The sequence below is a fragment of the Nostoc sp. 'Peltigera membranacea cyanobiont' 210A genome (assembly GCF_002246015.1).
In the GTDB taxonomy this organism is placed as follows: domain Bacteria; phylum Cyanobacteriota; class Cyanobacteriia; order Cyanobacteriales; family Nostocaceae; genus Nostoc.
This window is the reverse complement of the sequence record NZ_NOLJ01000008.1, coordinates 132,389-157,994: the sequence shown is the minus strand read 5'-3', so window position 1 is coordinate 157,994 and position 25,606 is coordinate 132,389. Positions and strand designations below refer to the sequence as shown.

At 42.2% G+C, this 25,606-nt stretch carries 24 protein-coding genes; 20 read left to right on the top strand and 4 right to left on the bottom strand.

The window, feature by feature from the left end; translation table 11 throughout:
- The first annotated feature begins 807 nt into the window (after nt 1-807).
- The 5 genes from CDG76_RS25185 to CDG76_RS25165 all read left to right on the top strand — a co-directional run bounded on the left by CDG76_RS25185 (nt 808) and on the right by CDG76_RS25165 (nt 6,152).
- A complete protein-coding gene (locus tag CDG76_RS25185; protein ID WP_094351636.1) occupies nt 808-2,466 on the top strand; it encodes an FAD-dependent oxidoreductase in 1,659 nt (552 codons plus the stop codon).
- Between the two features lie 13 nt (nt 2,467-2,479).
- The gene (locus CDG76_RS25180) at nt 2,480-2,821 is read left to right on the top strand and encodes a 4Fe-4S binding protein (RefSeq protein ID WP_094351635.1); all 342 of its coding nucleotides are present in this window, start codon (nt 2,480-2,482) and stop codon (nt 2,819-2,821) included.
- Nucleotides 2,822-2,990: 169 nt separating this feature from the next.
- On the top strand, nt 2,991-3,986 hold the full coding sequence (locus tag CDG76_RS25175) for a sulfonate ABC transporter substrate-binding protein (protein ID WP_223265392.1): 996 nt from the start codon (nt 2,991-2,993) through the stop codon (nt 3,984-3,986).
- 26 nt (nt 3,987-4,012) lie between these two features.
- Nucleotides 4,013-5,722, top strand: coding sequence for a fumarate reductase/succinate dehydrogenase flavoprotein subunit (locus CDG76_RS25170; protein WP_094351633.1), 1,710 nt, complete (start codon nt 4,013-4,015; stop codon nt 5,720-5,722).
- A gap of 61 nt (nt 5,723-5,783) precedes the next feature.
- Nucleotides 5,784-6,152, top strand: a complete 369-nt coding sequence (locus tag CDG76_RS25165) for a pentapeptide repeat-containing protein (protein WP_094351632.1) — start codon at nt 5,784-5,786, stop codon at nt 6,150-6,152.
- Nucleotides 6,153-6,543: 391 nt separating this feature from the next.
- On the opposite strand, the gene CDG76_RS25160 is transcribed toward CDG76_RS25165, so the two are convergent.
- A complete protein-coding gene (locus CDG76_RS25160) occupies nt 6,544-7,086 on the bottom strand; it encodes an REP-associated tyrosine transposase (protein WP_094351631.1) in 543 nt (180 codons plus the stop codon).
- Between the two features lie 100 nt (nt 7,087-7,186).
- On the opposite strand from CDG76_RS25160, the gene CDG76_RS25155 reads away from it, so the two are divergent.
- The 9 genes from CDG76_RS25155 (at nt 7,187) to CDG76_RS25120 (ending at nt 15,119) form a co-directional block, all read left to right on the top strand.
- Nucleotides 7,187-7,414 (top strand): 4Fe-4S dicluster domain-containing protein, encoded by a 228-nt coding sequence (locus CDG76_RS25155; protein ID WP_012408944.1) that lies wholly within the window; start codon nt 7,187-7,189, stop codon nt 7,412-7,414.
- A gap of 19 nt (nt 7,415-7,433) precedes the next feature.
- On the top strand, nt 7,434-8,396 hold the full coding sequence (locus CDG76_RS25150; RefSeq protein WP_094351630.1) for a HEAT repeat domain-containing protein: 963 nt from the start codon (nt 7,434-7,436) through the stop codon (nt 8,394-8,396).
- Between the two features lie 19 nt (nt 8,397-8,415).
- A complete protein-coding gene (locus CDG76_RS25145; protein ID WP_094351629.1) occupies nt 8,416-9,210 on the top strand; it encodes a DUF4058 family protein in 795 nt (264 codons plus the stop codon).
- Nucleotides 9,211-9,274: 64 nt separating this feature from the next.
- Nucleotides 9,275-10,357 carry an Mrp/NBP35 family ATP-binding protein gene (locus CDG76_RS25140; RefSeq protein WP_094351628.1) on the top strand — a complete coding sequence of 361 codons (1,083 nt, stop codon included), beginning with the start codon at nt 9,275-9,277 and terminating at the stop codon, nt 10,355-10,357.
- A gap of 22 nt (nt 10,358-10,379) precedes the next feature.
- Nucleotides 10,380-10,979, top strand: a complete 600-nt coding sequence (locus CDG76_RS25135; protein ID WP_094351627.1) for a hypothetical protein — start codon at nt 10,380-10,382, stop codon at nt 10,977-10,979.
- A gap of 107 nt (nt 10,980-11,086) precedes the next feature.
- Nucleotides 11,087-11,812, top strand: a complete 726-nt coding sequence (locus tag CDG76_RS38585) for a type I restriction enzyme HsdR N-terminal domain-containing protein (RefSeq protein ID WP_223265374.1) — start codon at nt 11,087-11,089, stop codon at nt 11,810-11,812.
- Nucleotides 11,770-14,631, top strand: coding sequence for an N-6 DNA methylase (locus CDG76_RS25130; RefSeq protein ID WP_223265373.1), 2,862 nt, complete (start codon nt 11,770-11,772; stop codon nt 14,629-14,631). Before CDG76_RS38585 ends, CDG76_RS25130 begins: the two co-directional genes overlap by 43 nt.
- Nucleotides 14,632-14,646: 15 nt before the next feature.
- A complete protein-coding gene (locus tag CDG76_RS25125; protein ID WP_094351626.1) occupies nt 14,647-14,856 on the top strand; it encodes a hypothetical protein in 210 nt (69 codons plus the stop codon).
- Nucleotides 14,853-15,119 carry a type II toxin-antitoxin system RelE family toxin gene (locus tag CDG76_RS25120; RefSeq protein WP_094351625.1) on the top strand — a complete coding sequence of 89 codons (267 nt, stop codon included), beginning with the start codon at nt 14,853-14,855 and terminating at the stop codon, nt 15,117-15,119. The genes CDG76_RS25125 and CDG76_RS25120 overlap by 4 nt, the downstream gene beginning before the upstream one ends.
- A 230-nt stretch (nt 15,120-15,349) precedes the next feature.
- Here the strand turns inward: CDG76_RS25120 and CDG76_RS25115 are convergent, their stop codons facing one another.
- On the bottom strand, nt 15,350-16,222 hold the full coding sequence (locus CDG76_RS25115; protein ID WP_094351624.1) for a CmcJ/NvfI family oxidoreductase: 873 nt from the start codon (nt 16,220-16,222) through the stop codon (nt 15,350-15,352).
- A 45-nt stretch (nt 16,223-16,267) separates the two neighbouring features.
- Nucleotides 16,268-16,939 carry a glutathione S-transferase family protein gene (locus CDG76_RS25110; protein WP_094351623.1) on the bottom strand — a complete coding sequence of 224 codons (672 nt, stop codon included), beginning with the start codon at nt 16,937-16,939 and terminating at the stop codon, nt 16,268-16,270.
- Nucleotides 16,940-17,979: 1,040 nt separating this feature from the next.
- On the opposite strand from CDG76_RS25110, the gene CDG76_RS25105 reads away from it, so the two are divergent.
- The 3 genes from CDG76_RS25105 (at nt 17,980) to CDG76_RS25100 (ending at nt 21,618) form a co-directional block, all read left to right on the top strand.
- The gene (locus tag CDG76_RS25105) at nt 17,980-19,296 is read left to right on the top strand and encodes an MFS transporter (RefSeq protein WP_094351622.1); all 1,317 of its coding nucleotides are present in this window, start codon (nt 17,980-17,982) and stop codon (nt 19,294-19,296) included.
- An 820-nt stretch (nt 19,297-20,116) separates the two neighbouring features.
- Nucleotides 20,117-20,392, top strand: coding sequence for a twin-arginine translocation signal domain-containing protein (locus tag CDG76_RS36495; protein ID WP_143854170.1), 276 nt, complete (start codon nt 20,117-20,119; stop codon nt 20,390-20,392).
- Between the two features lie 335 nt (nt 20,393-20,727).
- Nucleotides 20,728-21,618, top strand: a complete 891-nt coding sequence (locus CDG76_RS25100; RefSeq protein ID WP_262984364.1) for a formylglycine-generating enzyme family protein — start codon at nt 20,728-20,730, stop codon at nt 21,616-21,618.
- Nucleotides 21,619-21,666: 48 nt separating this feature from the next.
- Here CDG76_RS25100 and CDG76_RS39205 read toward each other — a convergent pair whose 3' ends face one another.
- Entirely contained in the window at nt 21,667-21,801 is a 135-nt protein-coding gene (locus tag CDG76_RS39205; RefSeq protein ID WP_262984363.1) for a hypothetical protein, read from the bottom strand.
- On the opposite strand from CDG76_RS39205, the gene CDG76_RS25095 reads away from it, so the two are divergent.
- The 3 genes from CDG76_RS25095 (at nt 21,739) to CDG76_RS25085 (ending at nt 25,598) form a co-directional block, all read left to right on the top strand.
- Nucleotides 21,739-23,361 carry a sulfatase-like hydrolase/transferase gene (locus tag CDG76_RS25095; protein WP_223265390.1) on the top strand — a complete coding sequence of 541 codons (1,623 nt, stop codon included), beginning with the start codon at nt 21,739-21,741 and terminating at the stop codon, nt 23,359-23,361. The genes CDG76_RS39205 and CDG76_RS25095 overlap by 63 nt on opposite strands.
- A gap of 118 nt (nt 23,362-23,479) precedes the next feature.
- Complete coding sequence (locus CDG76_RS25090) at nt 23,480-24,352, top strand: bile acid:sodium symporter family protein (RefSeq protein WP_094351620.1); 873 nt, start codon at nt 23,480-23,482, stop codon at nt 24,350-24,352.
- Between the two features lie 166 nt (nt 24,353-24,518).
- A complete protein-coding gene (locus tag CDG76_RS25085; RefSeq protein ID WP_094351619.1) occupies nt 24,519-25,598 on the top strand; it encodes an NAD(P)H-dependent flavin oxidoreductase in 1,080 nt (359 codons plus the stop codon).
- Nucleotides 25,599-25,606 lie beyond the last annotated feature (8 nt).

The window sequence follows — 25,606 nt, the reverse complement described above, 5'->3', positions numbered from 1 at the left end:
GTAAATCGATAAGTTTATAGTAGTATGCTATAAGATTTGCATAGGTGAGGATAAAAAACAAGGTATATCTCCCCAGTCCCCATTTAATTTGGAGGTAAGAATGTCAGCACCACGCTACGGTATTTGGGTATCTGTTGGCAATACGCTTGGGTTAAGAAGAATAGTAGGTTGGGTTGAGCTTAAGCGTTACCCAACAAAGCCTTGATAATGTTGGGTTTCGTTCCTCAAACGCCACTTGCTTCAAGTCGGGAAACCGCAAGGGCGCAGTGGCTCCCCAACCTACGCCAGTTTTAGTTTTTAGCCTTAACCCAAGCGTATTGTATCTGTTGGGGGTAACTTTGGCCCTCTCAATACGCTAGATGAACCGATTGATGCTAGTTATGAACGTACGCGATCGCTAGTATTTAGAAGCAGAACGTTTAGGATATGTCGCAACCTTAGTCGCATAGCACCTTTTCAACTAGATAAGAAATTAACTTGCAATACTTAATGTTTGATAAACTAACAATTAGAGTATCATGTTAACTGTAATTCGCCGTACACTCTTTGTATATATTATGCAAACTCTATCTACTGCATAAGTTAGTCAGACAAATCAGCGAGACCTCTGGTATAGCGATCGCTAACGCAATTTTATAGACAAAAAAGCAGATGAGCAAAACACGCCAGTAATAGTAGCTCATTGTCGAAGATGACACCGATGACAAATTAAGTGGTGCTTAAAACGCAATCGGGTGGATCTTTGCGTGTAGAAGCTGCTCACAGTGGCAAAGAAATTATGTTGACTGCTAAAAGGAGGACAAGGAATTGATAACAGAAAATGAACTACAACTATCTGCTGATGTACTGGTAATTGGTGGTGGTCCTGCCGCCGCATGGGCAGCATGGGCAGCCGCATCCCAAGGAGTCAAAGTCATCATTGTTGATAAAGGTTTTCTGGGTACGAGCGGTGCTGCTGCTGCTAGTGGTAACGGCATCATGGCTCCTTCTCCAGAGAATTGGGATAAAGTTTTATCGGAGCGTTATCGCATAGGAAAAACCCTCGCTAACTCACGTTGGATTGAGCGTGTGATCGAAAAAACTTGGCTCAGTTTGCCCTTAGTGGAAGATTGGGGCTATCGTTTCCCCAAGGAAAATGGGGAATCTGTACGCCAGAGCTATTATGGCCCTGAATATATGCGGGTACTTCGCAAAAACCTCTTGCGTGTTGGCGTACAAATTTTCGACCAAAGCCCGGCTCTAGAACTTTTATTGGCTGACGATGGCTCAGTAGCTGGGGCAAGAGGTGTGCAGAGGCAACATCATCGTAACTATACCGTTCGTGCTGGTGCAGTAGTCTTGGCGAATGGCGGTTGTGCATTCTTGAGTAAAGCATTAGGGTGCAATACCAATACAGGTGATGGGCTGCTGATGGCAGTGGAAGCTGGGGGGGAACTCTCTAGTATGGAAGCTTCCAATCACTATGCAATTTCGACCGCTTTTAATGCCACAGTGACGCGGGGTGTTCCCTTTGGCTGGGCTAGTTACACCGATGAAGCCGGTAACGATCTTGGTGGCTATATCGATGGTCGTCGCGATCCATCGTTCCTTCCCAATGCCCTCCTGAAAGGCTCCGTTTATGCCCGTTTGGATAAAGCCACACCTGAAGTCAAGGCAGTAATTGAAAAGTCTCATTTCATCTCTTTTCTACCCTATAAAAAAGCTGACATTGACCCCTATACAGAACGAGTGCCTGTAACCCTAATTTTAGAAGGTACAGTCCGTGGTACAGGTGGAATCCGTTTGACTGATGATAGTTGCGGTACAAAGGTTCCTGGACTCTACGCCGCCGGTGATGCTGCATCGCGGGAGTTTTTAGCCGGGTTAGCTTCTGGAGGCGGTGGTCCTAATGCTGCTTGGGCAATTTCCACAGGGCAATGGGCTGGAGTTGGGGCGGCTACGTTTGCGAAAAGTTTGGGCGCTCAAGCAAATGAACGGGTTGCACGTCCTACCGGTCAAGCCGGATTGCGATCGCCTATGGCAGGGCGTACATCGCCTTCACCATCTTCTGAAACATTCGATAGTGAGGCGATCGTGCGCGGCGTACAAGACCAGATGTTCCCGTTAGAGAAGAACTACTTGCGTTCTGAGCAGGGACTTCTGGATTCCCTCGCCAAGTTAGAAACGCTGTGGCAGCAAGTACAAGGGAACCCGAAACAAGATACAGTGCGCGATGTGGAGTTTTCTCGTCGAGCGGCTGCTCTGACGGCTGTAGCGCGATGGGCATACTTTAGTGCTTTACATCGCACGGAAACACGCAGCGAACATATTCGTATGGACTATCCCGAAACCGATCCAAATCAGCGTTATTACCAAGCAACCGGCGGCTTAGAAAGACTTTGGGTGAGACGTGATTGGATTAAGGATGCCATCGCTACACCACCAGCACTAACCACTCAAACCACACCCTCTGTATCAAAGTTGTAGTAGGAGCAGAATCATGATCGAGCTTGTCAGCCATAAACTCTGTATCAATTGCAATCTGTGCGTCCAAGTATGCCCTACCAATGTCTTTGACTCCGTACCTAACCAGCCACCTGCGATCGCTCGACAGGAAGATTGTCAAACTTGTTTTATGTGTGAGGCATATTGTCCTGCGGATGCGCTCTATGTTGCACCCGAATCTCACACCAATGTTGCAGTCGATGAGGATGATTTAATTGAAAGTGGCATCATGGGTGAATATCGTCGCATCTTGGGTTGGGGATATGGCAGAAAAAACAATAGTGAATTAGATACTGCTCATAAACTACGCCAACTACCGCGCCCCTATCAAAGTTAATTTCAGTAGGCTTGATTCTTAGTTGTATCCCTCTCCTAAGAATCAAGCCTTTGCAGCAAGTTTTTGGTCAGATATAGGCTCAATAGCACCCTGAAAAGTAATTTTTGTGACGTTATCAGAGTTCTCATTAGCTAGAAAAGTTGCCTTAGTAACTGGAGCAGGACAAGGTTTGGGACCCAGAATTGGCATATTTGCCTTATTCTTTACCTGTGGGTTAACTTTGACTCTTGTGATATCTGCGTGTTCTGCCAACAAGACAGGTAACTCTGTAGCAACACAGACAGCAAATCAAGGTGTAGTAGTTCGTATCGGCTATCAAAAAGCGGCGACTATTCTCAGCGCTCTCAAAAACCGAGGTAATTTAGCGCAAACTTTAACGACTGCTGGTGCTTCGGTGACATGGGCAGAATTTCCCGCAGGCCCACCTATGCTAGAAGCAATGAACGCAGGTAGTATTGACTTTGGCTATACAGGTGAATCACCACCAATATTTGCCCAAGCCGGAGGTACTCCCTTGCTTTATGTTGCTTACGATCCTTGGAGTCCCAAAGCTGAAGCAATTATTGTTCCGAAAGATTCACCAATTAAAACGGTTGCTGACCTTAAAGGGAAAAAATTAGCCTTTGCTAAAGGCTCGAACACTAACTATCTTGTTGTCAAAGCTATAGAAGCTGCCGGATTAAAGTATAGTGACATTCAACCAGCACATCTAACACCAGCAGATGCCCGTGCAGCATTTACTGGTGGTAACGTTGATGCTTGGGCAATTTGGGACCCTTACCTAGCAGCAGTTGAACACGACACAAAGGTTAGGATATTAACAGATGCAACAAATTTAGCACCGAATCGGGGTTACTATCTTGCGCGTCAAGAGTTTGTTAATTCTCATCCAGATTTGTTGAAAACCCTGTTAGATGAAGTCAGCAAAGTAAATGAATGGGCAACAAATAATCCAGAAGAAGTTGCCAAGTTTTTAGCACCAGAGTTAGGTATCCCCGCAGCAGCATTAGAAATTGCCGAAAAACGGCGAAAATATGGCGTTTTACCGCTAACAGATGAAATAATCACTCAGCAACAAAACATTGCCGATACTTTTTACAAAATCAAGCTAGTTCCCAAGCAAATCCAAGTCAAAGATATTGTTTGGAACGGTAATAAATCTTAGAAGTTCTTTCCTACTCGCAAAAGCTTATGGACATCAACACCCAACAAATAAAAACGGATGTACTTGTCATTGGTGGCGGTACAGCCGGGACAATGGCTGGAATTAAAGCCAAACAAGCGAATCCCGATGCAGAGGTGCTGATCTTAGAAAAGGCTAACATCCGACGGAGTGGTGCGATCGCAATGGGTATGGATGGCGTGAATACCGCAGTTATTCCCGGTCATTCCACACCAGAACAATATGTGCGCGAAATCACCCTTGCTAATGATGGGATTGTCAACCAAAAAGCCGTATATCAAACAGGCAAATTAGGTTACGAAGTCATCCAAGAATTAGAAAGTTGGGGTGTGAAATTTCAAAAAGATGCCCAAGGCAACTATGACTTAAAACAAGTGCATCGTGTGGGTAAATATGTCTTACCCATGCCGGAAGGTAAAGACCTCAAAACCATTCTTACCCGCCAAGTTAAACGTCACAAAGTCAAAGTGACAAATCGCGTTATGGCAACCCGTGTATTAGTCAAAGCAGGACGTGCTATTGGGGCGGTGGGATTTGATGTCAGAAACGGTGATTATATTATCATTCAAGCTAAAGCCGTTATCTTATGTACAGGTGCTTGTGGCAGATTAGGATTACCTGCTTCCGGCTATCTCTACGGCACTTATGAAAATCCTACTAATGCCGGAGATGGCTATTCAATGGCTTATCATGCAGGTGCAGAACTCAGCAACATTGAATGCTTTCAAGTTAATCCTTTAATCAAAGATTACAACGGCCCCGCCTGTGCTTATGTCGCCGGGCCTTTTGGCGCACATACAGCCAACGCCGAAGGAAATCGCTTCATTAGCTGTGACTATTGGAGTGGTCAAATGATGTTGGAAATCTGGAAAGAATTAAATTCTGGGAAAGGGCCAGTCCAATTAAAAATGACCCATCTGGATGAAGATACAATTGCAGAAATTGAATCCATACTGTGGGCGAATGAACGACCGAGTAGAGAACGTTTTCATCAAGGTAGAAATGAAGATTACCGTACCCACGGCGTAGAGATGCACATCTCAGAAATAGGCTTATGTAGCGGTCATAGTGCTTCTGGTGTATGGGTAAATGAAAACGCTCAAACAACCATCCCAGGTTTATATGCAGCCGGAGACATGGCCAGCGTTCCCCACAATTATATGATTGGGGCATTTGTTTTTGGTCGCATAGCCGGAACTCATGCCATTGAATATATCCAAGATTTAGATTTTCTTGAACCAGATACAGATTTTTTAGAAGCTGAAAAAGCCAGAATTTATGCACCTTTAACTCGTCCGAATGGTGTACCTCACACCCAGGTAGAATATAAATTAAGACGCTTAGTTAATGATTATCTGCAACCACCAAAATCAGGTAATAAAATCGAGATTGGTTTAAAACATTTTGTGCAATATCAAGAAACATTAGATTTAATGGGCGCTCGTGACCCTCATGAATTGATGCGTAGTCAAGAAGTTCACTTTATTCGCGACTGTGCAGAAATGGCAGCCAGAGCATCATTATATCGTCAAGAAACTCGTTGGGGGCTTTATCATTACCGCTTAGATTATCCAGATAAAAATGATGATGAATGGTTTTGTCATGTCAATTTAAAGAAAGATGAGTTAGGGGAAATGGTATTGTTTAAGCGTCCTGTAGATCCTTACATTATGGAAGTAGATGCAGTCAAGGATGTATATAGTGTTGCTGTTAAGTGAAATGGTCATTATAAAATACTCTACGAAGCAATAATTTTCGATCTCGATAATACGATGAGTTATGGATAGGAAGGAATTGATCCAGCGATATGCTGCTGGGGAGAGAGATTTTAGAGAGGTTGACTTGAGTGGTGCTGTTTGGGATAAATGGGAAAACCCAATTGGTGCGCCCGATTTGAGTGGAATTAATCTCAGTCGAGCCAAGCTGCGTAAAAGTCGTTTGGTTGGTATCAATTTTAGTGATGCCAAATTTATTCATGCTGACCTGATTGATGCCAAACTGAGTTGTGCTAACTTGAGTCGTGCTGACTTGAGTAGTGCCAACTTGATAAACGCTGACCTGATTCGTGCCAACCTCAGTTGCGCCAACTTGAGAGATTCCGACACAGAAAATATTTACACTATAGTAATCTCTCATTTTATTGGATAAAATTAATGCTAAACCTATTTTATATATTTAATTATTCGCTAAGATTAATATCGCTTGATGTTGGGTTACGGCGCAATATAAATTGTTCATTGTGTTGCTAAGATACTAACTTGCGCCTCCACCCAACCTACAATAACTTGTGCTAGTGCGATCGCTATATCCCGTAGGTTGGGTGGAACGTAGTGGAACCCAACACATGACATCGGGAAAACAGAAAATATTCACACTATAATAATCTCTCGATTTATTGTAAAAATTAATGCTAAACCTATTTTATATATTTAGTTATGCACTAAGATTAATATCGCTTCATGTTGGGTTACGGCGCAATATAAATTGTTCATTTATTGCCAAAATGCTAACTTGTGCCTCCACCCAACCTACGAATAAATTATTCGTTTCCGACATCTTCGGGAAATTCTATCTCTATCCCTGAACCCCAATTTATATCGTAAATTCCTTTATTTACATACAAACTGAAACTTGAATAATTCCAATCTTTAGGTGCTTTAACGTATCCATGCTTGACAGGATTATAATGAATATAATCAACATGACGAATGAAATCAATTTCATCTTGAATTTGATGTTCCCAAAATCTGCGTTGCCAAACAGCTTTTTCACCTTTATTTTGACGTGACAAAGAGATTTTTCCTTGATATTGAATATCACAATGATGGGTAAAATAATTTTTTATTAATCGCCAACGATCCGAAAAATCACTATCCCCTGGTGGTAATGTCCAAATACAGTGTATGTGGTTTGGTAATATGACAATGGCATCTACAATAAATGGAGATTTGCTCATTACTTCTCTGAATGCTTGTCTTAACAGCAGAATATTTTCTGCATTACAAAGAAATTCCCGGCGGTTATGACTAACAACGGTAAAGAAAAATGTACCTCCTTCTATCTTGGCCCTGCGATATTCCATAATGCCTATAAACAACCTACAATTGTGAGATAATTCATGCAAGCTTATCCCATTTATTTTACCGTTTAGCAGTTTCAGTACAAAATCATGGAGTTATTTTATGGCTTTAATAAATCAAAGAATAGATGTTCCTGTGATCGTTGATGAATCGAAATGTTTAGAAAAATGCACAGCCTGTATTGAAGTTTGTCCCTTGGATGTATTGGCGAAAAATCCAGAAACAGGCAAAGCCTACATGAAATATGATGAGTGTTGGTTTTGTCTACCTTGTGAAAAAGAATGTCCAACCAATGCAATTACAGTACAAATTCCCTTTTTGTTACGTTAACTATCTGTGGTAAAAATTAATGAATGATGACCTAAAGCATTGGCTAGAAATGTTGCGATCGCCTGACCTAAATGATCGTATAGTAGCTGTCAAAACCTTGCAACATCTAGGCGATGATGAAACAATTGATGCTTTAATTATAGCTTTGAAAGACGAACATATTACTGTTCAGAAAATAGCGATCGCTGCCCTTTGGGAAATTGCTAATCCTGTTGCAATCCCGGCTTTAATTGAATGCCTCGGTTCAGTAGATACAGATATTCGTACTGAAGCCGCATCAGCATTAAACGAGTTAGTTACACAAGACCATTTGTTACTTTTACTAAATAAACTCCAAAGTAATGATGTAAATATTCAATTAAATATTTTAGTGCTTTTGCGGAAGATACATGATATTCAATCTTTACCCGACATTTTACCATTTTTAGAATCAAAAACCCCTGAGTTAAGAGAAGCCGCCGTTACGACACTGCGATATATAAATCAACTAGAAAAATGTCCACAAGCTTTAAATTTAATCTTTGATAAAGAAGCAAGTGTACGTCGTGCTGCTGCTTTAACTTTAGAACATTTACAAGATGCAGAAGTGATTACAATACTTTGTCAAGCACTTACAAATGATAGTGACTGGCAAGTTCGTCGGAATGCAGCTAAGTCTCTGGCTATTCATGCAAATAATCAAGCAATTTCAGCATTAGAAATAGCTTTAAATGATGAACATTGGCAAGTGCGGAAATCAGCAGCACAAGCTTTGCAAAAAATTCCAGATATTCAAGTTATGCCAAGATTAATTCAAGCATTAACAGATGAATATGCAGATGTCCGCAAAGAAGCTGCGATCGCACTTGGGAATTTAGCTCACCCTGATGTTATTAACCCCCTGCAACAAGCCTTAGATGATCCTGACAAAGAAGTGTCCATCCAAGCGCAACGGGCAATTCAGAAGATTCAAACAGATAGAATAGTCTCAAGGGAGCAGTAAATAACTAAGGGAAAGCTTAATGGACAATCCATTTCCTGGAATGAACCCGTATTTGGAACAGCCTGAACTTTGGCATCAAGTTCACAATCGTTTGATTGTAGCGATGTCTGACGACAAGCTGCTTCGCATCTACGCTGATGACCTAACTCCTCAAATCGTCCCTAAATACCGAGTTTCCATCGAAGAGCGAGTTTACACTAGTGTAGATGATATCTTACTCGTAGGAATTGCTGATATAGCAGTTGCTAAACGTAACACTACAGATAACAGTACAACTTTGACTGCTGCAAAACTTGCTGAACCCAGTAAAGTGAAAGTTCCTGTACCTGAACAGATAACTGAGCGATTTTTAGAGGTGCGAGCAACTCCAACCAAAGAAGTAGTTGCTGTGATTGAAATACTTTCCCCCAAAAATAAACGCTCCAAAGAAGGTAGAGCCGCCTACGAAAGCAAACGACAGAAAATTTTGGCTTCTGCAACCAACTTAGTAGAAATTGACCTCTTGAGACAAGGGCAGCCAATGCCTATTTTCGGAGCATCAACCACAGATTATAGTTATAGTATCTTGGTCAGTCGCAGCCATAACAGACCTGATGCAGATTTATATACTTTTGATTTAAAAAACCCAATTCCTGTTTTTCCTGTACCTTTGCGTGAGGGAGAACCTGAACCGATAGTTGAATTACAAAGGTTATTAAACGAAGTTTACGAACGTGCTAGATTTGACTTGGCAATTGATTATTCACAACCTTTAAAGATAGTGCCCTCGCCCGAAGAAGAAGCTTGGGTGAGAGAAGTTTTGCAGAGGATCTAAATAGAGCGATCGCTTTTACTATACTGCAACTAGCAAATTTCCGCTCCCTAAGCTTCTCTTAACTATGTCTAACCAGCAATCCCCCTTTCAGCATCCAGAAGATCGCGTAAAATCAGATACTAGTTTATATCAGCAAGAAGTCGTCCAACTACTCAAAGAAATCATCGAACCTATTTTAAATAATGACATTGTTAGTTTGGGAATGGTGCGAAATCTCCGCATAGTTGATGACTACGTTTATTTGCGTTTATATATTGGTTCTCATCAACACCAATTACAGCCAGAAATTCAATCTAAATTATCATATCTATCTTGGTGTAAAAAAACTTATATTCAAATTTGTACAATTCCCGGTGTTAAAAGAACTCTTGCAATTTCTAGTGGTAAAGGTGGTGTGGGCAAATCCACAACAGCGGTTAATATCGCCGCAGCTTTAAAATTACAAGGTGCAAAAGTAGGATTATTAGATGCTGACGTTTATGGCCCCAATGTTCCCCAAATGTTGGGTTTAGGACAAGCTGATATTCAAGTGATTAATACTCCCACAGGTGATAAGTTTTTACCTCTAGAAGTTCAAGGAATAAAAATCATGTCAGTGGGTTTACTTGCAGAAGCAAATCGTCCGTTGGCATGGCGGGGGCCTGTATTGCATAAAATTATCACGCAATTTTTGCAAGATGTGGAATGGGGAGAATTAGATTATTTATTGATAGATTTACCTCCCGGTACAGGTGATGCTCAAATTACAATTATCCAAGAAAGCCCAATTTGTGGAGTCATTTTAGTGACAACTCCTCAACAAGTGGCTGTTGCAGATGTACGACGTAATATATATATGTTTCGCCAAGTGGGTGTTCCTGTCCTTGGCATCATTGAAAATATGAGTTATTTAATTTGCGGTGATTGTGGTTCACGTACACCAATTTTTGGTAGTGGTGGTGGCGAACAACTGGCCGCAGAATTACAAGCGCCTCTGTTGGGACAAATTCCCATCGATCCCCGCATTTGTAGCGGTAGTGATACTGGAAATCCGATTGCGATAAGCGAATACAGTTCACCAGCAAAGGAGGTTTTTACACAAATAGCTACTTCATTAAATACTACTTTTACATTACACGATAAAACTAGGCAGCTTGACCCAGCTTAGTAGCTTCAGGAACTTCAATCAATTGCCCTGTTTTGACCAAATAAGGCAAAAGAAAGAAAAAGGAAAATGCGATCGCTGCGGTTTTTCCTTTTCAATCCGCAACAGTTTTCATCCTGTTCAAAATATCTGTTTCACCAGAGGCGATCGCATACCCTGGATTTGGATAAATTCAGAAGACGTACAAGACGGGTTGATTGATCGCAGGGGATTGTTCAAAAAGGGCGATCGCCTCTGCAACTGTTTCGCCTACAATAACCAAAGCACCTGGAAGAATTTTGATAGTTTTGGTTCAGAACACAAGCCCATTCGTTCAGAACACAAGCCCATTCGTTCAGAACACAAGCCCATTCGTTCAGAACACAAGCCCATTCGTTCAGAACACGAGTCCATTCGTTCAGAACACGAGTCCATTCGTTCAGAACACGAGTCCATTCGTTCAGAACACGAGTCCATTCGTTCAGAACACAAGTCCATTCGTTCAGAACACAAGTTCATTCGTTCAGAACACGAGTCCATTCGTTCAGAACACAAGTTCATTCGTTCAGAACACAAGTTCATTCGTTCAGAACACAAGTCTTTGAGACACCCTAGAAAAATAAGTTTAGTCAAAGGTGTGCATTGATGTCACGCAAAAAAATTCAAACTATTAAGAAAACCTATAGGTCAGTTTCTACAATAGCGTTACACTCTATAACGGACTAAGCCTTTATGTAGATCCTGTAGCGCCTGATGAACCTAGCCGATATCCTCAAAGACTCAAACTACAAACTGTCGCAGTTTACTGCGGCGGAAATTGAGCAGTTAGAGCAGAGCATTACTCTGAAAGCAACCAAAAGTGGCGAAGTGCCTTATATCGTTTGTTTGGTGCGTCAGAAGGCAATTAAGCTTACGCCAGAGGAAGCAATCCGGCAGCTATATTTACAGGTTTTGATTAAACGCTTGCACTATCCTCTCAGTCGCATTGAAGTTGAGTATGGGGTGAACTTTGGGCGCGAGGTGAAACGGGCAGATATTGTGGTAATGGACAAAGACCGTCCAAACACGGTGTATATGCTGGTGGAGCTAAAGAAGCCAAAGCTCAAAGACGGGAAGGATCAGTTGCGATCATATTGTAATGCCACAAATGCGCCGATCGCAGTTTGGACAAATGGCGATCAAATCTCCTACTACCAGCGCAAAGATCCTAATTATTTTGAAGATATCCCTGGTTTGCCCAATGTTAATCAAACCCTGGCAGATATTCTTCAGATTAAGTTTACCCTGGAAGACTTGATTGCTAATGACAAGTTGATCAAGGAGAATAAATCTCTCAAAACCCTGATCGAAGAAATGGAAGACGAGGTGCTGGCGAATGCTGGGGTAGATGTATTTGAGGAACTATTTAAGCTGATTTTTACGAAGCTCTATGACGAGTGGTATTCTGGGCAGGGAAACCGCGTAAAACCCGTTCTCTAGAGTTTCGCAATACGGGACAAACAGAAGCAGCGCTCAAAACCAAGATTCAGGATTTGTTTGATGGGGCAAAGAAAAAGTGGGAAGGGGTGTTTAGTGAAGATGCTAAAATTAGCCTCACGCCTTCGCACCTGTCGGTTTGTGTGTCGTCCTTGGAGAATGTGAAGCTGTTTAACTCCAATTTGGATGTAATCGATGAAGCCTTTGAGTATTTGATTAACCAGAGCAGTAAGGGAGATAAAGGACAGTTTTTTACGCCGCGCTATGTGATTGATATGTGCGTGAAAATGCTCAATCCCCAAGAGGATGAGTACATGATCGATACGGCGGCGGGGTCATCTGGGTTTCCGGTGCATACGATTTTTCATGTGTGGCGGCAGATTTTGGCGGATGAGGGATTGCAGGCGAGTCATTTGTTTTCGTTGGAAGATAAACCACCCCGTTGTAGTGAATATGTGGAAGAGAAGGTGTTTGCCATCGACTTTGATGAAAAAGCGGTGCGGGTGGCGCGGACGCTGAACTTGATTGCGGGGGATGGGCAGACGAATGTATTGCACCTGAACACCCTGGACTATGAACTGTGGAATGAAGTAACAGAACAAGAAGAATGGGATAACATTTATAATGCTGGGTTCAAACGGCTGAAACGGTTGCGACCGAAAGGGAATAAAGATTTTCGAGAGTTTCAGTTTGATGTGTTGATGGCGAATCCGCCTTTTGCTGGAGATATCAAAGAACCGCGCATGATTGCCCGCTATGATTTGGCAAAAAAGCCGGATGGTAAGTGGCAAAGCAAGGTAGGGCGCGATATTTTGTTTATTGAGCGCAATTTGGACTTTTTGAAACCGGGGGGTAGAATGGCGATCGTGTTGCCCCAAGGACGGTTTAACAATTCATCGGATAAGAATATTCGAGATTTCATTGCCGAACGCTGCCGGATTTTGGCGGTGGTGGGGCTGCATGGCAATACGTTTAAGCCGCACACGGGTACGAAGACTTCGGTGCTGTTTGTGCAGAAGTGGAATGATGACCCGAAGGCGGGCGCACTCTGCCCTCGACAGGATGACTACAACATCTTTTTTGCGACAATGCGGAAATCGGGGAAGGATAATTCTGGGGATAAAATCTGGCGCAAAATTTCATCGTCTAGTTCACCACCTGATGACGAACTCAGCGAATTGATGCCGCCTTCTCCGATGCAGCGAGTGGTGGGAGTAGAGGGCGATTTTTTGCAAGATGTTCACGGTCATTTAGTGGTGGATCATGATTTGTATAACCACGAAGGACTGACGGAAGACGGCATTGCGGAAGCGTTTATTGAGTTTGCCAAAAAGGAGAAGCTCAGTTTTTTTGAATCCAGCCCATCTGTTGCGCCGTTTGATGCTGTGAGGTATCAGCAGTTAATGGATGGGCTGGAAGCAACAGAATTAAGTTGGAACGAAGTTTTAGATAACAATATCTATTTCAGAATTGATTCTGAATACTACTACAAACGTTTCATAGAAGCAGACAAAGTAACTCGCAGGAAAAATTGTCAAAAAATAAGTGAAGTTGCTACTGTTACAGATGGAGAGCATGGATCGCCAGATATAGATGAAGATAGTGGAATAATTTATTTGTCTGGACAAAATGTTAAAGGAAATTTTCTAGATTTATCCGACATACAATATTGCTCAAAGAGACTACACAATAAAAATCTTCGATCTTCCGTCAAAGTTGGAAATGTTTTAATTTCAATAGTTGGGACAGTTGGAAATGCCAGTGTTGTATATGAAAAATTTACTGGTAATACGGATAGAAATGTAGCTACTATTAAAAATATAGACTCCACTTTTTCCCCTTATTTCGTATCTACTTTTTTAAATTCATACTATGGAAAATCTCAAACTGAACGGCTTTCTACTGGTAATGTTCAGCCTTTACTAAATTTACTTCAAGTAAAATCAATCCTGCTTCCAATTTTAGAACAGGAATTTCAAATAGAAATTCAGAAAGTAGTCCAAACCGCTCATGATTTAAAGAATAGGTCGTCTAAGTTTTACCAACAAGCTGAGGATTTGCTGTTGTGGGAGCTTGGCTTGAAAGGCTGGCAACCCACAGAAGAAACCGTTGCCATCAAGAGTTTTTCTGAGTCGTTTTTGTCGTCTGGTCGCCTCGACGCTGAGTATTATCAACCAAAACAGCAAAAAGTAATGGCAATCATGGGTCAGTCTGGTCTTTGCATTGGGGATATTGTCTCACTAGCAAAACGCAAGTTTCAGCCCGAAAAACAAGGCACATTTAACTATATCGAAATTGGCAATCTCAGTGGAGAAGGCTTTGCTAATAGTGAAGTGGTGGCTATGGAAGAAGCCCCTAGTCGAGCGCAATGGTTTGTCAAAACTAACGATGTAATTACGTCAACAGTTCGCCCTATCCGCAGACTTTCAGCCTTAATTGAATCCGAGCAAAATAACTACATTTGCTCGTCTGGTTTTGCTGTTCTCAAACCAACCAAAATTGAGCCAGAAGTTTTACTAGTTTATTTGCGATCGCCTATTGTCTGCGAAATTCTGGATCTTCATACGACTGCCAGTATGTACCCAGCAATTTCAACTGAGGATTTATTGAAGATTCCAATCACTGTACCAAAAGAATCTACTCGTCAAAAAGTCACAGAAAAGGTCAGGGAATCTCGCAAAGCGCGGGAGCAATCCAAGCAACTGCTAGAAATTGCTAAAACAGGAGTAGAACGAGCGATCGAAACTGATGAAGCGACAGCAACAACTTGGATCAACCAGCAGCTTGAAGCGTTAGGAATCAATCTATCAAACTCAAACTAACCTAATGGAGGCGCAATGTCTGAGATTACTATAAACCCAGATCAACTTAAGGAAATCTTGAAAAGCGCGATTATCGAATTAATTCGTGACAATCGAAAAGAAGTCTCTGAATTTCTGGCAGAAATTATTGAAGACGTGGCAATGGAGCAAGCGATCGCCGAAGGTGAAACAACTGAACTGGTTAGCCGTGAGGCCATCTTTCAACTTTTGGAGCCGAAAGCGTGAAAGCCGAGTTTAGGAAAAGCTTTGAAAAGGATCTTGAAAAAATTCGGGATGGCGATTTGCTAGCAAAAATAAAAGCCGTGATTGAAGAAGTTGAAAATGCAGAAATTCTACTGGATATAAACAACACCAAAAAGCTCAAAGCAGATGGGAATTACTACCGTATCCGAGTTGGTAACTATCGAGTTGGGTTTACCGAGGATGAAGGTGTGATTACCTTTATTCGCGTACTGCATCGCAAGGAAATGTATCGATATTTCCCGTAGCCAAAGGTGGTTGCTAGAACTTCTTCTACAATTTGGCTCATTTTGAGTTTATGTGGGCAATAAGCCTGACGGCATAGCTAACGCTTACCGCTAGATTAGCAAATAGACCACGAGGTAGGGGCGCAAGACCTTGCGCCCCTACAACAGGTGTGTTTAAATACACGAAAACTGATGTAATTTGTTTGACGCAGAGGCGCAGATAGTAGGAGTTTGAGACAAGTTTTTGCGATCTATGCGGGGTAAAAAACCAATGTTCGGAGTTCGATGCTTTCTCGTGGGGGAGCGTTGGCTGGGCTGGTGGGGTCTTCAAAGGCTGTATGGGCGGCAAAACGGGCGTGTCCGTCTTCTGCGGAGTCAAAGCATTTGATAAATAGTGCTTCGTCTCTGTGCATTTGCGGGAAATAGAACCATTTATGTTTGGAGTTATACGTGACTCCGTATGTCTCACCAACGCGATCGCGGTACACTAAATCACCAGCTACAAGGTCTGTTATTGCAATGCTTTGCGCGTCACACACTGCTAATGGTGACTCTTGAATTGGTGTTGCGATCGCTCGCCAAACATTGATGATGGCAAATCGTTGTTTTAGTAACGTATCAATATGATCATCATCTATGCCTCGTGCTGCCAGTTCCAAACGGGCGCGAGTATAGCCAGATTTGGCGGTGAAGTCGTTGTGTACACGCTTGGCGGGTTCTTTAATATTATTCTCACCTGGCTTTGACTGACCGGCGTTACGCAAGGTGTGATCGAATATGACTACCTTCGTTGCACCTGTCACTTCTTTTAACAATTGCTCGGCTTCTGGATAGTAGACGCGGCGTACTTCGTCTTCATCGTAAAAGTTGCGAACATTAGTATTATGTCCAGTAAAGGCGAAACCTTCTCGATCTAACGAGATGTTTTCTGAGATAGAACGAGCATTGTAAATTGGCAGTTTGTGCGTCTGATAAGTCGCATTTGTGCGGGGAATCCCGGCTGGCGGTTCGTAAGTATAGTTAACAGGTTTTTCTGCCGTTGGAATCAGGTAAGTGAGGTTAGCCTCTACGGATGCCAGATCCAGGGAAATCGGTCTGTCTATAACTTGGTTATTTAAGCTCATAGGTTATCCCATTTTGGATTTTGGTTAATTAGTTGGTCATGTGTCCTATTTTTGAGATGCACCAACGGGAAGAGGTTCACCGAGAACTTTGGCAAATCTTTGCAAATAGAAGTCCACAGGGTTTGCTACTGCTTGGATTGAGGAGCGATCGCCTACCAGATTCCACCATGTCTGCAAACGAGGTGTTTCTGCCGGTAGTGTGAATTTGCGGAAGTGTTCTAAGAGTGGTAAACGTTCAAACCAAGGATAGAAGCTGATATCAACTAGGCTAAACTGATCTCCTAATAAGTAATCACCTTTGCCTAATCCTTCCTTCTCAATATATAAAAGTGCTTCTGTGAACTCTTTTCGTCCTTGTTCTTGTTCGGTGCTATCTTTACCGCGCAGCAATTTATTAAAAGCCGGGACAAAGCGAGTATTGGCGTAGTCTATCCAAATCCGAGCGATCGCTTTAGCTGCGGGATCGCGGGGTAATAAAGCTGGTTCTGGAAAAACTTCATCTAGATATTCATTGATAATGGCGGACTCGTAAATTTCCACATCCCCATGTTTGATAGCCGGAACTTTACCATAGCCCGAAATCTGCGTGTACCCATCTGGTTTATTTTGTAGGTCAATTTCTATCGGAGTGAAGTCAATACCTTTTTCCAGTAAGACGACACGAGTCCGTTGAGAGAAGGTAGAGGCTTTGGCGAAGTATAGTTGGATGTTGCTCATGAAATCTTTTCCTTGTAATAATCGTGACATGCAGACTATTTGAGATTGCACAACTCAACCTAAAGCAATAAAACAGAAGCTGTTCATGAGCGATCGCCCACTATGGATGAAAGAAACGATTCTGTTTTCTTAGGAGCTAGATGTGTTGATTGGTGCAGTTAAATAATTGATTGGCAGGTATCTACGTCAGTTTAAATGATATACTACAGTTTATCGGTCGATTTAATGTACTTTAAATAGTATACAGTCTTTATGAAAATATGCATACCTAATTATTACGTGTAACTAAATAAATACTTAGACATGATCAGTGCGTTCATCTGGCAGCCAAACAACTTGGACACGATAAACTCTGGCTTGTTCAATACGATCGCGCTTGGCTGTGATGTCAACTGTGTTTAATTGAGCATCAACCACCTCAAACCTCTGCTGTTTAGCGGTAGGGGTTGGGCTATTCGACCAAACATGGTATGTTATGCATTCTGGTCGTAGTGCCGACTGTTTTTTTTGCTTTAATACTAAGTATACAAACTTTCTGAGTTGCTAACATTAAGCTTTGCTAATACTATTTCAAGCTGGTGATATGCAAGTCTGCTAAAATTTCATCAAAAAAATTAGTAGAGACGTTGAAATGCAATGTTTCTACCAATGTCCTCATCCGTGCAAATTATCTTAATCCAAGGGTAAGGAAAAAGCACTATGAACAGAGTGAACGCAAAGCGGACTTACGCCCTAACAACTAGAAACGTCTATCCCCCCTTAACCTTGGTTTCTTACCCTCGGAAAACAATAATCGAATCCAGATTCTGAAACTTAGATTGAATCAAGGTTTGAGGCTTTATTTTTTAACAGAAACTAAAATTTATAGACAAAAAATGAAAGCCAAAGCCTCATAAACCTTTGGGTTATTGCATTCTCCAAAAGTGACAAAAGAGGATTAAAAAGAGGGTTAGGGGATCTTTTGTGGGTAAGTCCTAACAACGAACGAAGGATAAAAACCTTAAACAGGGTTGCAGTAATTTTCAAATAGGGAAAACCTGATGATACCAAGTAATAGAGAAAAAGTCCAAAAACACAAGCCAAAGTTTTTTTTTGAACTTCCCCCTGCACTTAAATCTGTAAATTTTTCTTGCTTCGTTATTGGACAAAGTTTATCTTTTTTTGGGTCTTGGATGACTCAAATTGCTTTGATATGGCTAGTTTATCAACTAACTAATTCGGCTGTATTGGTTGGTGTAGCTGGATTTACAAATCAAGCTATGGGCTTAATTATTACACCCTTGGTAGGAGTATTGCTAGATCGCTGGAACTTACGATATGTTCTATTAACTACTCAGCTAGTATCTATTCTGCTATCTTCTATCTTAACTTTTTTAACTCTTAGCAATAACATCAATGTTGCATGGATTATTGCCATAGGGACGATTCAGGGAATTGTAAAAGCTTTCGATTTACCAGCACGCCAGGTAATTATTCCCAGACTTTTGGTTCAGAAATCAGATACTTATAGCGCAATGGCTTCCCATTCATTTTTGATTAATACAGCGAAGTTTGTTAGCCCGATGATTGGGGGTTTACTGATTGCTAGGTCTGGCGCAGCTTCCTGTTTTTTAGTAGATAGTATCAGCTATCTACCATTTGTATCTGCAATCTTAACTATCAAAGTCAACCCAGTTATCAATAATTCCTTGGCTCAAAAACCCCAAATGTGGAAAAACCTTAAAGAAGGGTTTGTTTATGCATACGAATTTTTGCCGATTAAATATTTATTAATATTACAATTCACTATTTGTTTTATGGGAATGACTCATGTCAATCTGGTGCCGATTTTTGCTCAAGAAGTACTAAATGGTAACGCTGAAACTATGGGGTTTTTGATGACAGCTTCGGCTTTGGGTTCCATAGTTTCAGGTATTTATCTCATCTCTAGAAAAAATGTTATGGGACTGGGAAAAATTATAGCAATCTCTGCCGCACTTTTAGGTTTAGGTTTAATAGTTTTTTCTCGCTCAACAAATTTAGAGATTTGTCTAATACTCATGTTTATCATCGGCATGAATAATACTCTAACCTTGGCTTCAATCAGTAACTTTATGCAATCAATTCTTCTTGATGAAGATAAAAGAGGTCGAGTAACTAGTATATTTACAACTGGTTTTTTAGGAATACTGCCTTTTGGTAATTTATTTTTCGGAGCATTGGCAGGTTACTTTGGTGTTGATAATTCTTTATTCTTTGGCGGTGCTTGTTGTATTTTAGGAGCATATTTCTTTAGTAGACAACTGCCCAAAATAAGAAAAATAGTGCATCCAATTTATGCAGAGTTGGGCTTAATTACCCAGTCCAATAAAGGCTAAATCCGTTTTTATGGGATGTTGTCTGGAAGCGATGTCCACGACGGACTACACCTAGTTATCTCAACTCAACCTTTCAACAACAACCGCCTTTGATACTTAATCAAAACCTATCGTGTCGCGTTTCATCCACAGTCTCAAGCAGAGAATACGACGCTGTGCGCCTGTTTCTCTGAGGCTTTCACGCTCTTGCTAAGTTTATAGTAAAAACCTCTTGATTTTTATCACCGATTGTGAGAAAGTCTGATTTAATGTCTACAAAATACGGTAAAACGATACATTTACAGGATTATTTAGCTTGACTGGAAACAAGCGGTGGTTTTAGCTGTGCTTTAATCCCGGCAACATCCGATCGGACTGATTACAACTACAAAACTATAACAGCCATGCAATGAAAGCATAATATCGGCATTCAGTGCTGGTATGACTGTCAGGAGAATCATATCAAGTTTGGGTGATTACTTCTAATAAAATCTATCAATGTAGATTGAGTTTAACGGCAGTAAAACCCAAGATGAACAAGGATGAAATGTTGGGTTCCCCTGCGGGAAGCCCCTTCTCTACTAGACGCTGTTCCCATTCGGTTCTACGTTCTTCAACCCAACCTACAGATATTATTAAGTGTTTAACCAAACCTGATATCACTCCTATGCAAGTTCCCTTCCAGTAAAGTAACCCCAAATATCATCCCAAATCTCGTTAGATTACCCTGTTTCTCTAGAGGTGGGCATTTCGTGTGTGGCTAGTTGTTCTAGTTTTCAGATGCTCATGTATTCACTTATGACTAAATTTTTGCATTATTTTTTCTAGTGGAGAACATCTCATGCAATTAGATCCAAATTCTCATCAAGGTTCCGAGCAAGATACTCAGGCTAATAGTGAAGATAAACTGAAACAACCCCGCGTAGCTAACAAACGTTTTTTTGGTAGTCATGCCAGCAGACGCTCATTTCTCGGTCGCGCTGGTTTGTTTAGTGCCGCTAGCGTTGTTGCAGGAGTTTTAGGTTCACCTTTCTCCTCAAAGAACGGAGGAGATATTGGAGATATTGTACAAGCCCAAGCCGTCAACAGGCGGTATATTTCATCAAGTAATAAATGAATTTGAAGAATTTTGTATCAATCATTATGGCTCTTTAAAAACTAATCTCTCCTCTGAAGCTAAGTTTGAAATATGGGTTTATAAAGCAATTTAATTTTAAAATTTTACATAATATAAGTCTTAAGAAAAGTTGAATCTTATTGATGAACTACAGATATTCAATTAGAAATAGCAATAGTGAGAATATTAGAGTTGTAAAAAAACATTACTTTCTCACACTAATATTCATTCAGGGAATAGCGATCGCACTTTTATTCATCAATACAACCGCATTTGCAGCCACACTTAATCCCTGTCCCGAAGGTATGGCGATGATTTCAGGAGGAACGTTCAAAATGGGGTCTGATAATTCCAGTTTTGTGGAAGAGCGATCGCCTGGAGATGTAACGGTGGCTAACTTCTGTGTTGATAAATATGAGGTGACAAATTCACAATTTGATGAATTTGTCAAAGCCACAGGATATGTGACAGTTGCAGAGCGTCCCTTATCTCAAGAACAGTTTCCCAATTTACCCGATGAGCAGCGATTACCGGGTTCCTTAGTGTTTGAGATGGCAAAACCGGGTGTCAAGCAAGTTTCCTTTCTGAGTTGGTGGCATTGGACTACTGGTGCGAATTGGCAGCATCCCTTTGGCCCAGACAGTGCAATCGCTAGCAAATCCAACTACCCAGTTGTTCACATAGCTTACGAAGATGCTTTAGCCTACGCCAAATGGTCAGGAAAATCTTTACCCACCGAAGCCCAATGGGAATACGCCGCCCGTGGTGGCTTGGATGGTGCAACATACACTTGGGGCAATGAATATTCTGAACATAGAGCCAACACTTGGCAAGGAATTTTTCCCTTTTTCAACACCAAAGCCGATGGTCACTTGGGCATTGCTCCCGTCGGTTCTTTTGCACCTAATGGTTATGGACTCTATGATATAACCGGCAATGTGTGGGAATGGACTACTGATTTCTTTCAAGTCGGACGCGATCGCAAATCCCATCAAATTAATCCTATTGCCTTAAATCAAAGCTTTGATCCCAATAAGCCCAATGAATCAGAACTACACGTCATCAAGGGGGGATCGTATCTCTGCGCCCCCAATTACTGTAGCCGCTTCCGTCCGGCGGCGCGGGAGTCAGAATCACCCGATACGGGAACTACTCATATCGGGTTTCGGCTAGTTAAAAATTTGCCCTCCAGCACACTACCTATAAATCCAAAATCGTTCGACTGAGCGTAGCCGAAGTCCAAAATCTAAAATCCAAAATTGTATGACTGATCCTCATAAGAGAGATTCTTTGTATGCATCTCTCAAGTTAACTTCTGGCGCGATCGCCTTTTTGACAAACAAGCGATCGCTCCTGATAAACCCTTCTTTACCTACTTTGCCACTGGCGCAACCCATGCGCCACACCATGCGCCCAAGGAATGGATCGACAAGTACAAGGGTAAATTTGATCGAGGTTGGGATAAATTACGCGAAGACATCTTTGCTCGTCAGTTAGCCTTGGGTGTAGTTCCCGCCGATACTAAACTGACTCCTCGCCCGGCGGAACTCCCAGCTTGGGATTCCCTCACTCCCACCGAGCAGAAAGTTTATGCGCGTCAGGCGGAAGTATTTGCAGGTTTTCTCAGCCATACCGATGCACAAATTGGTAGAGTTATTGACGCGATCGATCAACTGGGTGAATTGGATAACACCTTAGTCTTTTTCATCGCCGGCGATAATGGTGCGAGTGCTGAAGGCGGCTTAACAGGTAGTATCAATGAATTAAAAGTCTTTAATGGCGTAGCAGAAAGTCCTCAAGAAGTTCTCGCGGCTTTAGATGATTTAGGCGGGCCAAAAACCTTCAATCATTTTCATGCAGCTTGGGCTTGGGCAGTGGATAGCCCCTTCCAATGGACAAAACAAATTGCTTCTCACTTCGGCGGAACCCGCAATGGTTTAGTTGTGGCTTGGGGCGATCGCATCAAAAATCGTGGTGGACTGCGAAGCCAATTCCATCATGTAATTGATATTGCTCCCACAATTCTGGAAGCTGTGGGGATTGAAGAACCAGAGGTAGTCAACGGTGTAAAACAACAACCCATCGAAGGTACTAGCCTTGTCTATAGCTTTGATGATCCTGCTGTACCATCCCATCACAAAACCCAGTATTTTGAAATGTTGGGCAATCGTGGCATTTACGATGAAGGTTGGGTAGCAGCCGCCCGTCATGGACGCTTACCTTGGGAGCGTGTCTCCAAAACTACCTTCGATGAAGATAATTGGGAACTATACGATATTACCAAAGACTTTAGTGAAGCCAACGATTTAGCCAAGCAGAACCCTGACAAGTTAGCGCAACTACAAAATCTATTTCTGAAGGAAGCAGAGAAATACAAAGTTCTGCCCTTGGACGATCGCTTACTTCAACGGTTTGATGTCAAAATCCGTTCCAACCTAATCACGGGACGCAATAGCTTTACTTATTACACATCTGTTGCAGGGATTCCCGAAGGCAGCGCTCCCAATATTAAGAATCGCTCCTTTAGCATCACTGCCGATGTGGATGCTGTCAAAGATGGTACTGAAGGCGTTTTAGTCACCCAAGGCGGACGTTTTGCGGGTTGGAGTTTCTTCTTGAAAGAGGGTAAACCCACCTTTGCTTACAACTTCTTAAATAGCGATGTCTACGACGGGCTACGCCTACGCACAATCATTCAATCTTCTCAACCAATTGCGATCGGTAAATCCCAAATCAAATTTGACTTTGCTTATGATGGTGGCGCTCCGGGAGCAGGTGGTACTGGTAAGCTCTTAATCAATGATCAGCAAGTTGCGGAAGGCCGCATTGATAAAACCGTAGGCTATCGATTTGGTTTAGATGAAACCTTTGATGTTGGTCAAGATACTGGCACATCTGCGGTAGATACTTACCAAACACCCTTTGCATTCACCGGCAACTTACAGCAAGTCACCCTGGAATTGAAGTAATAGGCATTGGGCATTGGGCATGGAGAAGAGACAAGGTAGAGGCTTGTTCAATAATTCCCCCTTGTCCCCTTGTCCCCCCTGNCCCCTGCCCCTCCGCCCTCTGCGTTGAAAAAAAATCATGAACGAAATCTTGCCACTAATCGATAAACTCGCACTTTTCACATTTATCGTGTTCACCATGCTGGGTGCAGGGTTAAGTCTCACCGTACAACAGATTTGGGAACCACTTCGCAACCCTCGCTTAGTTATCTCATCGCTGCTGACAAATTTTGTACTAGTGCCGCTTTTTGTATATTTGTTACTACAAGTAGTACATTTAAGTGAACCACTAAGAGATGGCTTACTGATTATGGCAGTAGCATCAGGGCCTCCAGCATTACCTAAACTTGCCCACATAGTCAAAGGCAATATAGCTTTCTCGGTGGGATTAATGATGTTGCTAATGCTGGGCACAATTTTTTATATGCCGATTGTACTGCCCTTAGTGGTAGAAGGTGTGCAAATTAACTCCTGGGACATTGCCAAACCCCTATTGTTAATGATGGTTAGCCCATTGATCATTGGGTTATTCATCAAAGCAAAATTGAGTGCGATCGCCCCTACTATCCAGCCGATTTTGTTCAAATTATCTAATGCTGGATTGCTTTTGGGTCTAGTAGTCAGGCTGATAGTTCACACTAACGATATCATTGGCTTATTACAAACAGGTGCAATTTTAGTTTGTGCCGTTTTCATAGTCTTCTCCTTTACCGTGGGTTATCTTTTGGGCGGCCCTGGTATCGATACTCAACGAGTGCTAGGAGTAGGAACGGCTCAACGCAATTTTGCCGCAGCATTATTAGTAGCTACAAGTAATTTTGAAGATCCCAGCGTAGTCAGCATCATCATGGTGACGAGTATTTTAATGATGATCGTAGTTCTGATCGCCGGGCCAAAGTTCATAGAACTAGACCAAGGAATGGGTGTAGAGATAGAGCAGGTAGAGGGTTAATTTATAGTTAAAAAGTCAGGAGCTTGACTAAATAGCTAACTCTATCAGAGCTAATTTGTAAACTCAAGTAAAGTACAGAAAAAATGGTAAGCGAAGAAGTAAACCTGCATCACAATCTGGCAAATACCCGTATTAAACTGAATTATCCCGCATTTATGCAACACTCATGTGGCCTAAGACAGAACTGATAGATTTGCTCAAGATTACACACCCAATAATTCAGGCTCCGATGGCCGGCGCTTCCACACCTGAGTTGGTGGCAGCCGTTTCTAATGCAGGAGGTCTTGGCTCCTATGGGGGTGCGGCCACCCCACCAGCCAAACTTCGCTCCTTTATCAGGCAAATTCGAGAACTGACAGACCAACCCTTTGCAGTTAATTTGTTTGCACCAGCAGTTGAAGTGTATGAACTTGCGCCTGAGCAGTCTTACCCAATGTCTGAGCTATTAAAAATATGGCATAACGAACTTGATGCGGGGCCTGTTCCCGAACCAATACCGATACTAGGGCCATTCCTAGAACAATTTAATGTCCTGCTTGAAGAGAAAATACCTGTATTTAGTTTCCACTTTGGGCCTGCACCAATTGAGGCAATTCGTGAGATACACGCTATAGGCTCAATTGTGTTAGCTACCGCAACAACAACTAGTGAAGCAAAAGCTCTGGTCGAAGCAGGAGTCGATGTGATCATAGCCCAGGGCTTTGAAGCCGGAGGTCATCGCGGTACTTTTGCTGTGCCTTATGAACATGGATTGATTGGAACAGCAGCCTTAGTGCCGCAAATAGCTGATGCGGTATCGGTTCCAGTCGTCGCGGCAGGGGGAATTATGGATGCTCGTGGAATCGTTGCTGCATTTGCACTTGGGGCAAGCGGGGTACAAATGGGAACCGCTTTTCTCGCCTGTCCTGAGAATAATATCCCGGAAGTCTATAGGCAGGCGGTACTCAACTGTAAGGACGAAGACACGGTTATTACTGAAGTATTTTCCGGCAGGCCCGCCAGAGCAATCCGAAATCGATTTATACGTGAAATGGAGAATCACAAGGACAAGGTACTGCCATTCCCGGCTCAAATGTCTATAGGGCGGGTTTTACGTCAAACTTCTGCTCAACAATCAAGTCCAGATTTTGTCAGTATGTGGGCAGGACAGGGAGCAGGATTAGCTGAAGCTCTACCAGCAGGGGAACTGATCCAAAAAATGATCCAAGAATTTCTTGCCGTGACTGCTTCCTTACAAGTCAAATAATAAGTTAA

Coding starts and splice junctions, on each gene's coding strand:
- CDG76_RS25180 (WP_094351635.1), top strand. CDS start 2,480: ATGATCGAGCTTGTCAGCCATAAACTCTGTATCAATTGCAATCTGTGC.
- CDG76_RS25170 (WP_094351633.1), top strand. CDS start 4,013: ATGGACATCAACACCCAACAAATAAAAACGGATGTACTTGTCATTGGT.
- CDG76_RS25165 (WP_094351632.1), top strand. CDS start 5,784: ATGGATAGGAAGGAATTGATCCAGCGATATGCTGCTGGGGAGAGAGAT.
- CDG76_RS25160 (WP_094351631.1), bottom strand. CDS start 7,086: ATGGAATATCGCAGGGCCAAGATAGAAGGAGGTACATTTTTCTTTACC.
- CDG76_RS25155 (WP_012408944.1), top strand. CDS start 7,187: ATGGCTTTAATAAATCAAAGAATAGATGTTCCTGTGATCGTTGATGAA.
- CDG76_RS25150 (WP_094351630.1), top strand. CDS start 7,434: ATGAATGATGACCTAAAGCATTGGCTAGAAATGTTGCGATCGCCTGAC.
- CDG76_RS25145 (WP_094351629.1), top strand. CDS start 8,416: ATGGACAATCCATTTCCTGGAATGAACCCGTATTTGGAACAGCCTGAA.
- CDG76_RS25140 (WP_094351628.1), top strand. CDS start 9,275: ATGTCTAACCAGCAATCCCCCTTTCAGCATCCAGAAGATCGCGTAAAA.
- CDG76_RS38585 (WP_223265374.1), top strand. CDS start 11,087: ATGAACCTAGCCGATATCCTCAAAGACTCAAACTACAAACTGTCGCAG.
- CDG76_RS25125 (WP_094351626.1), top strand. CDS start 14,647: ATGTCTGAGATTACTATAAACCCAGATCAACTTAAGGAAATCTTGAAA.
- CDG76_RS25115 (WP_094351624.1), bottom strand. CDS start 16,222: ATGAGCTTAAATAACCAAGTTATAGACAGACCGATTTCCCTGGATCTG.
- CDG76_RS25110 (WP_094351623.1), bottom strand. CDS start 16,939: ATGAGCAACATCCAACTATACTTCGCCAAAGCCTCTACCTTCTCTCAA.
- CDG76_RS25105 (WP_094351622.1), top strand. CDS start 17,980: ATGATACCAAGTAATAGAGAAAAAGTCCAAAAACACAAGCCAAAGTTT.
- CDG76_RS36495 (WP_143854170.1), top strand. CDS start 20,117: ATGCAATTAGATCCAAATTCTCATCAAGGTTCCGAGCAAGATACTCAG.
- CDG76_RS25100 (WP_262984364.1), top strand. CDS start 20,728: ATGGGGTCTGATAATTCCAGTTTTGTGGAAGAGCGATCGCCTGGAGAT.
- CDG76_RS39205 (WP_262984363.1), bottom strand. CDS start 21,801: ATGGTGTGGCGCATGGGTTGCGCCAGTGGCAAAGTAGGTAAAGAAGGG.
- CDG76_RS25090 (WP_094351620.1), top strand. CDS start 23,480: ATGAACGAAATCTTGCCACTAATCGATAAACTCGCACTTTTCACATTT.
- CDG76_RS25085 (WP_094351619.1), top strand. CDS start 24,519: ATGTGGCCTAAGACAGAACTGATAGATTTGCTCAAGATTACACACCCA.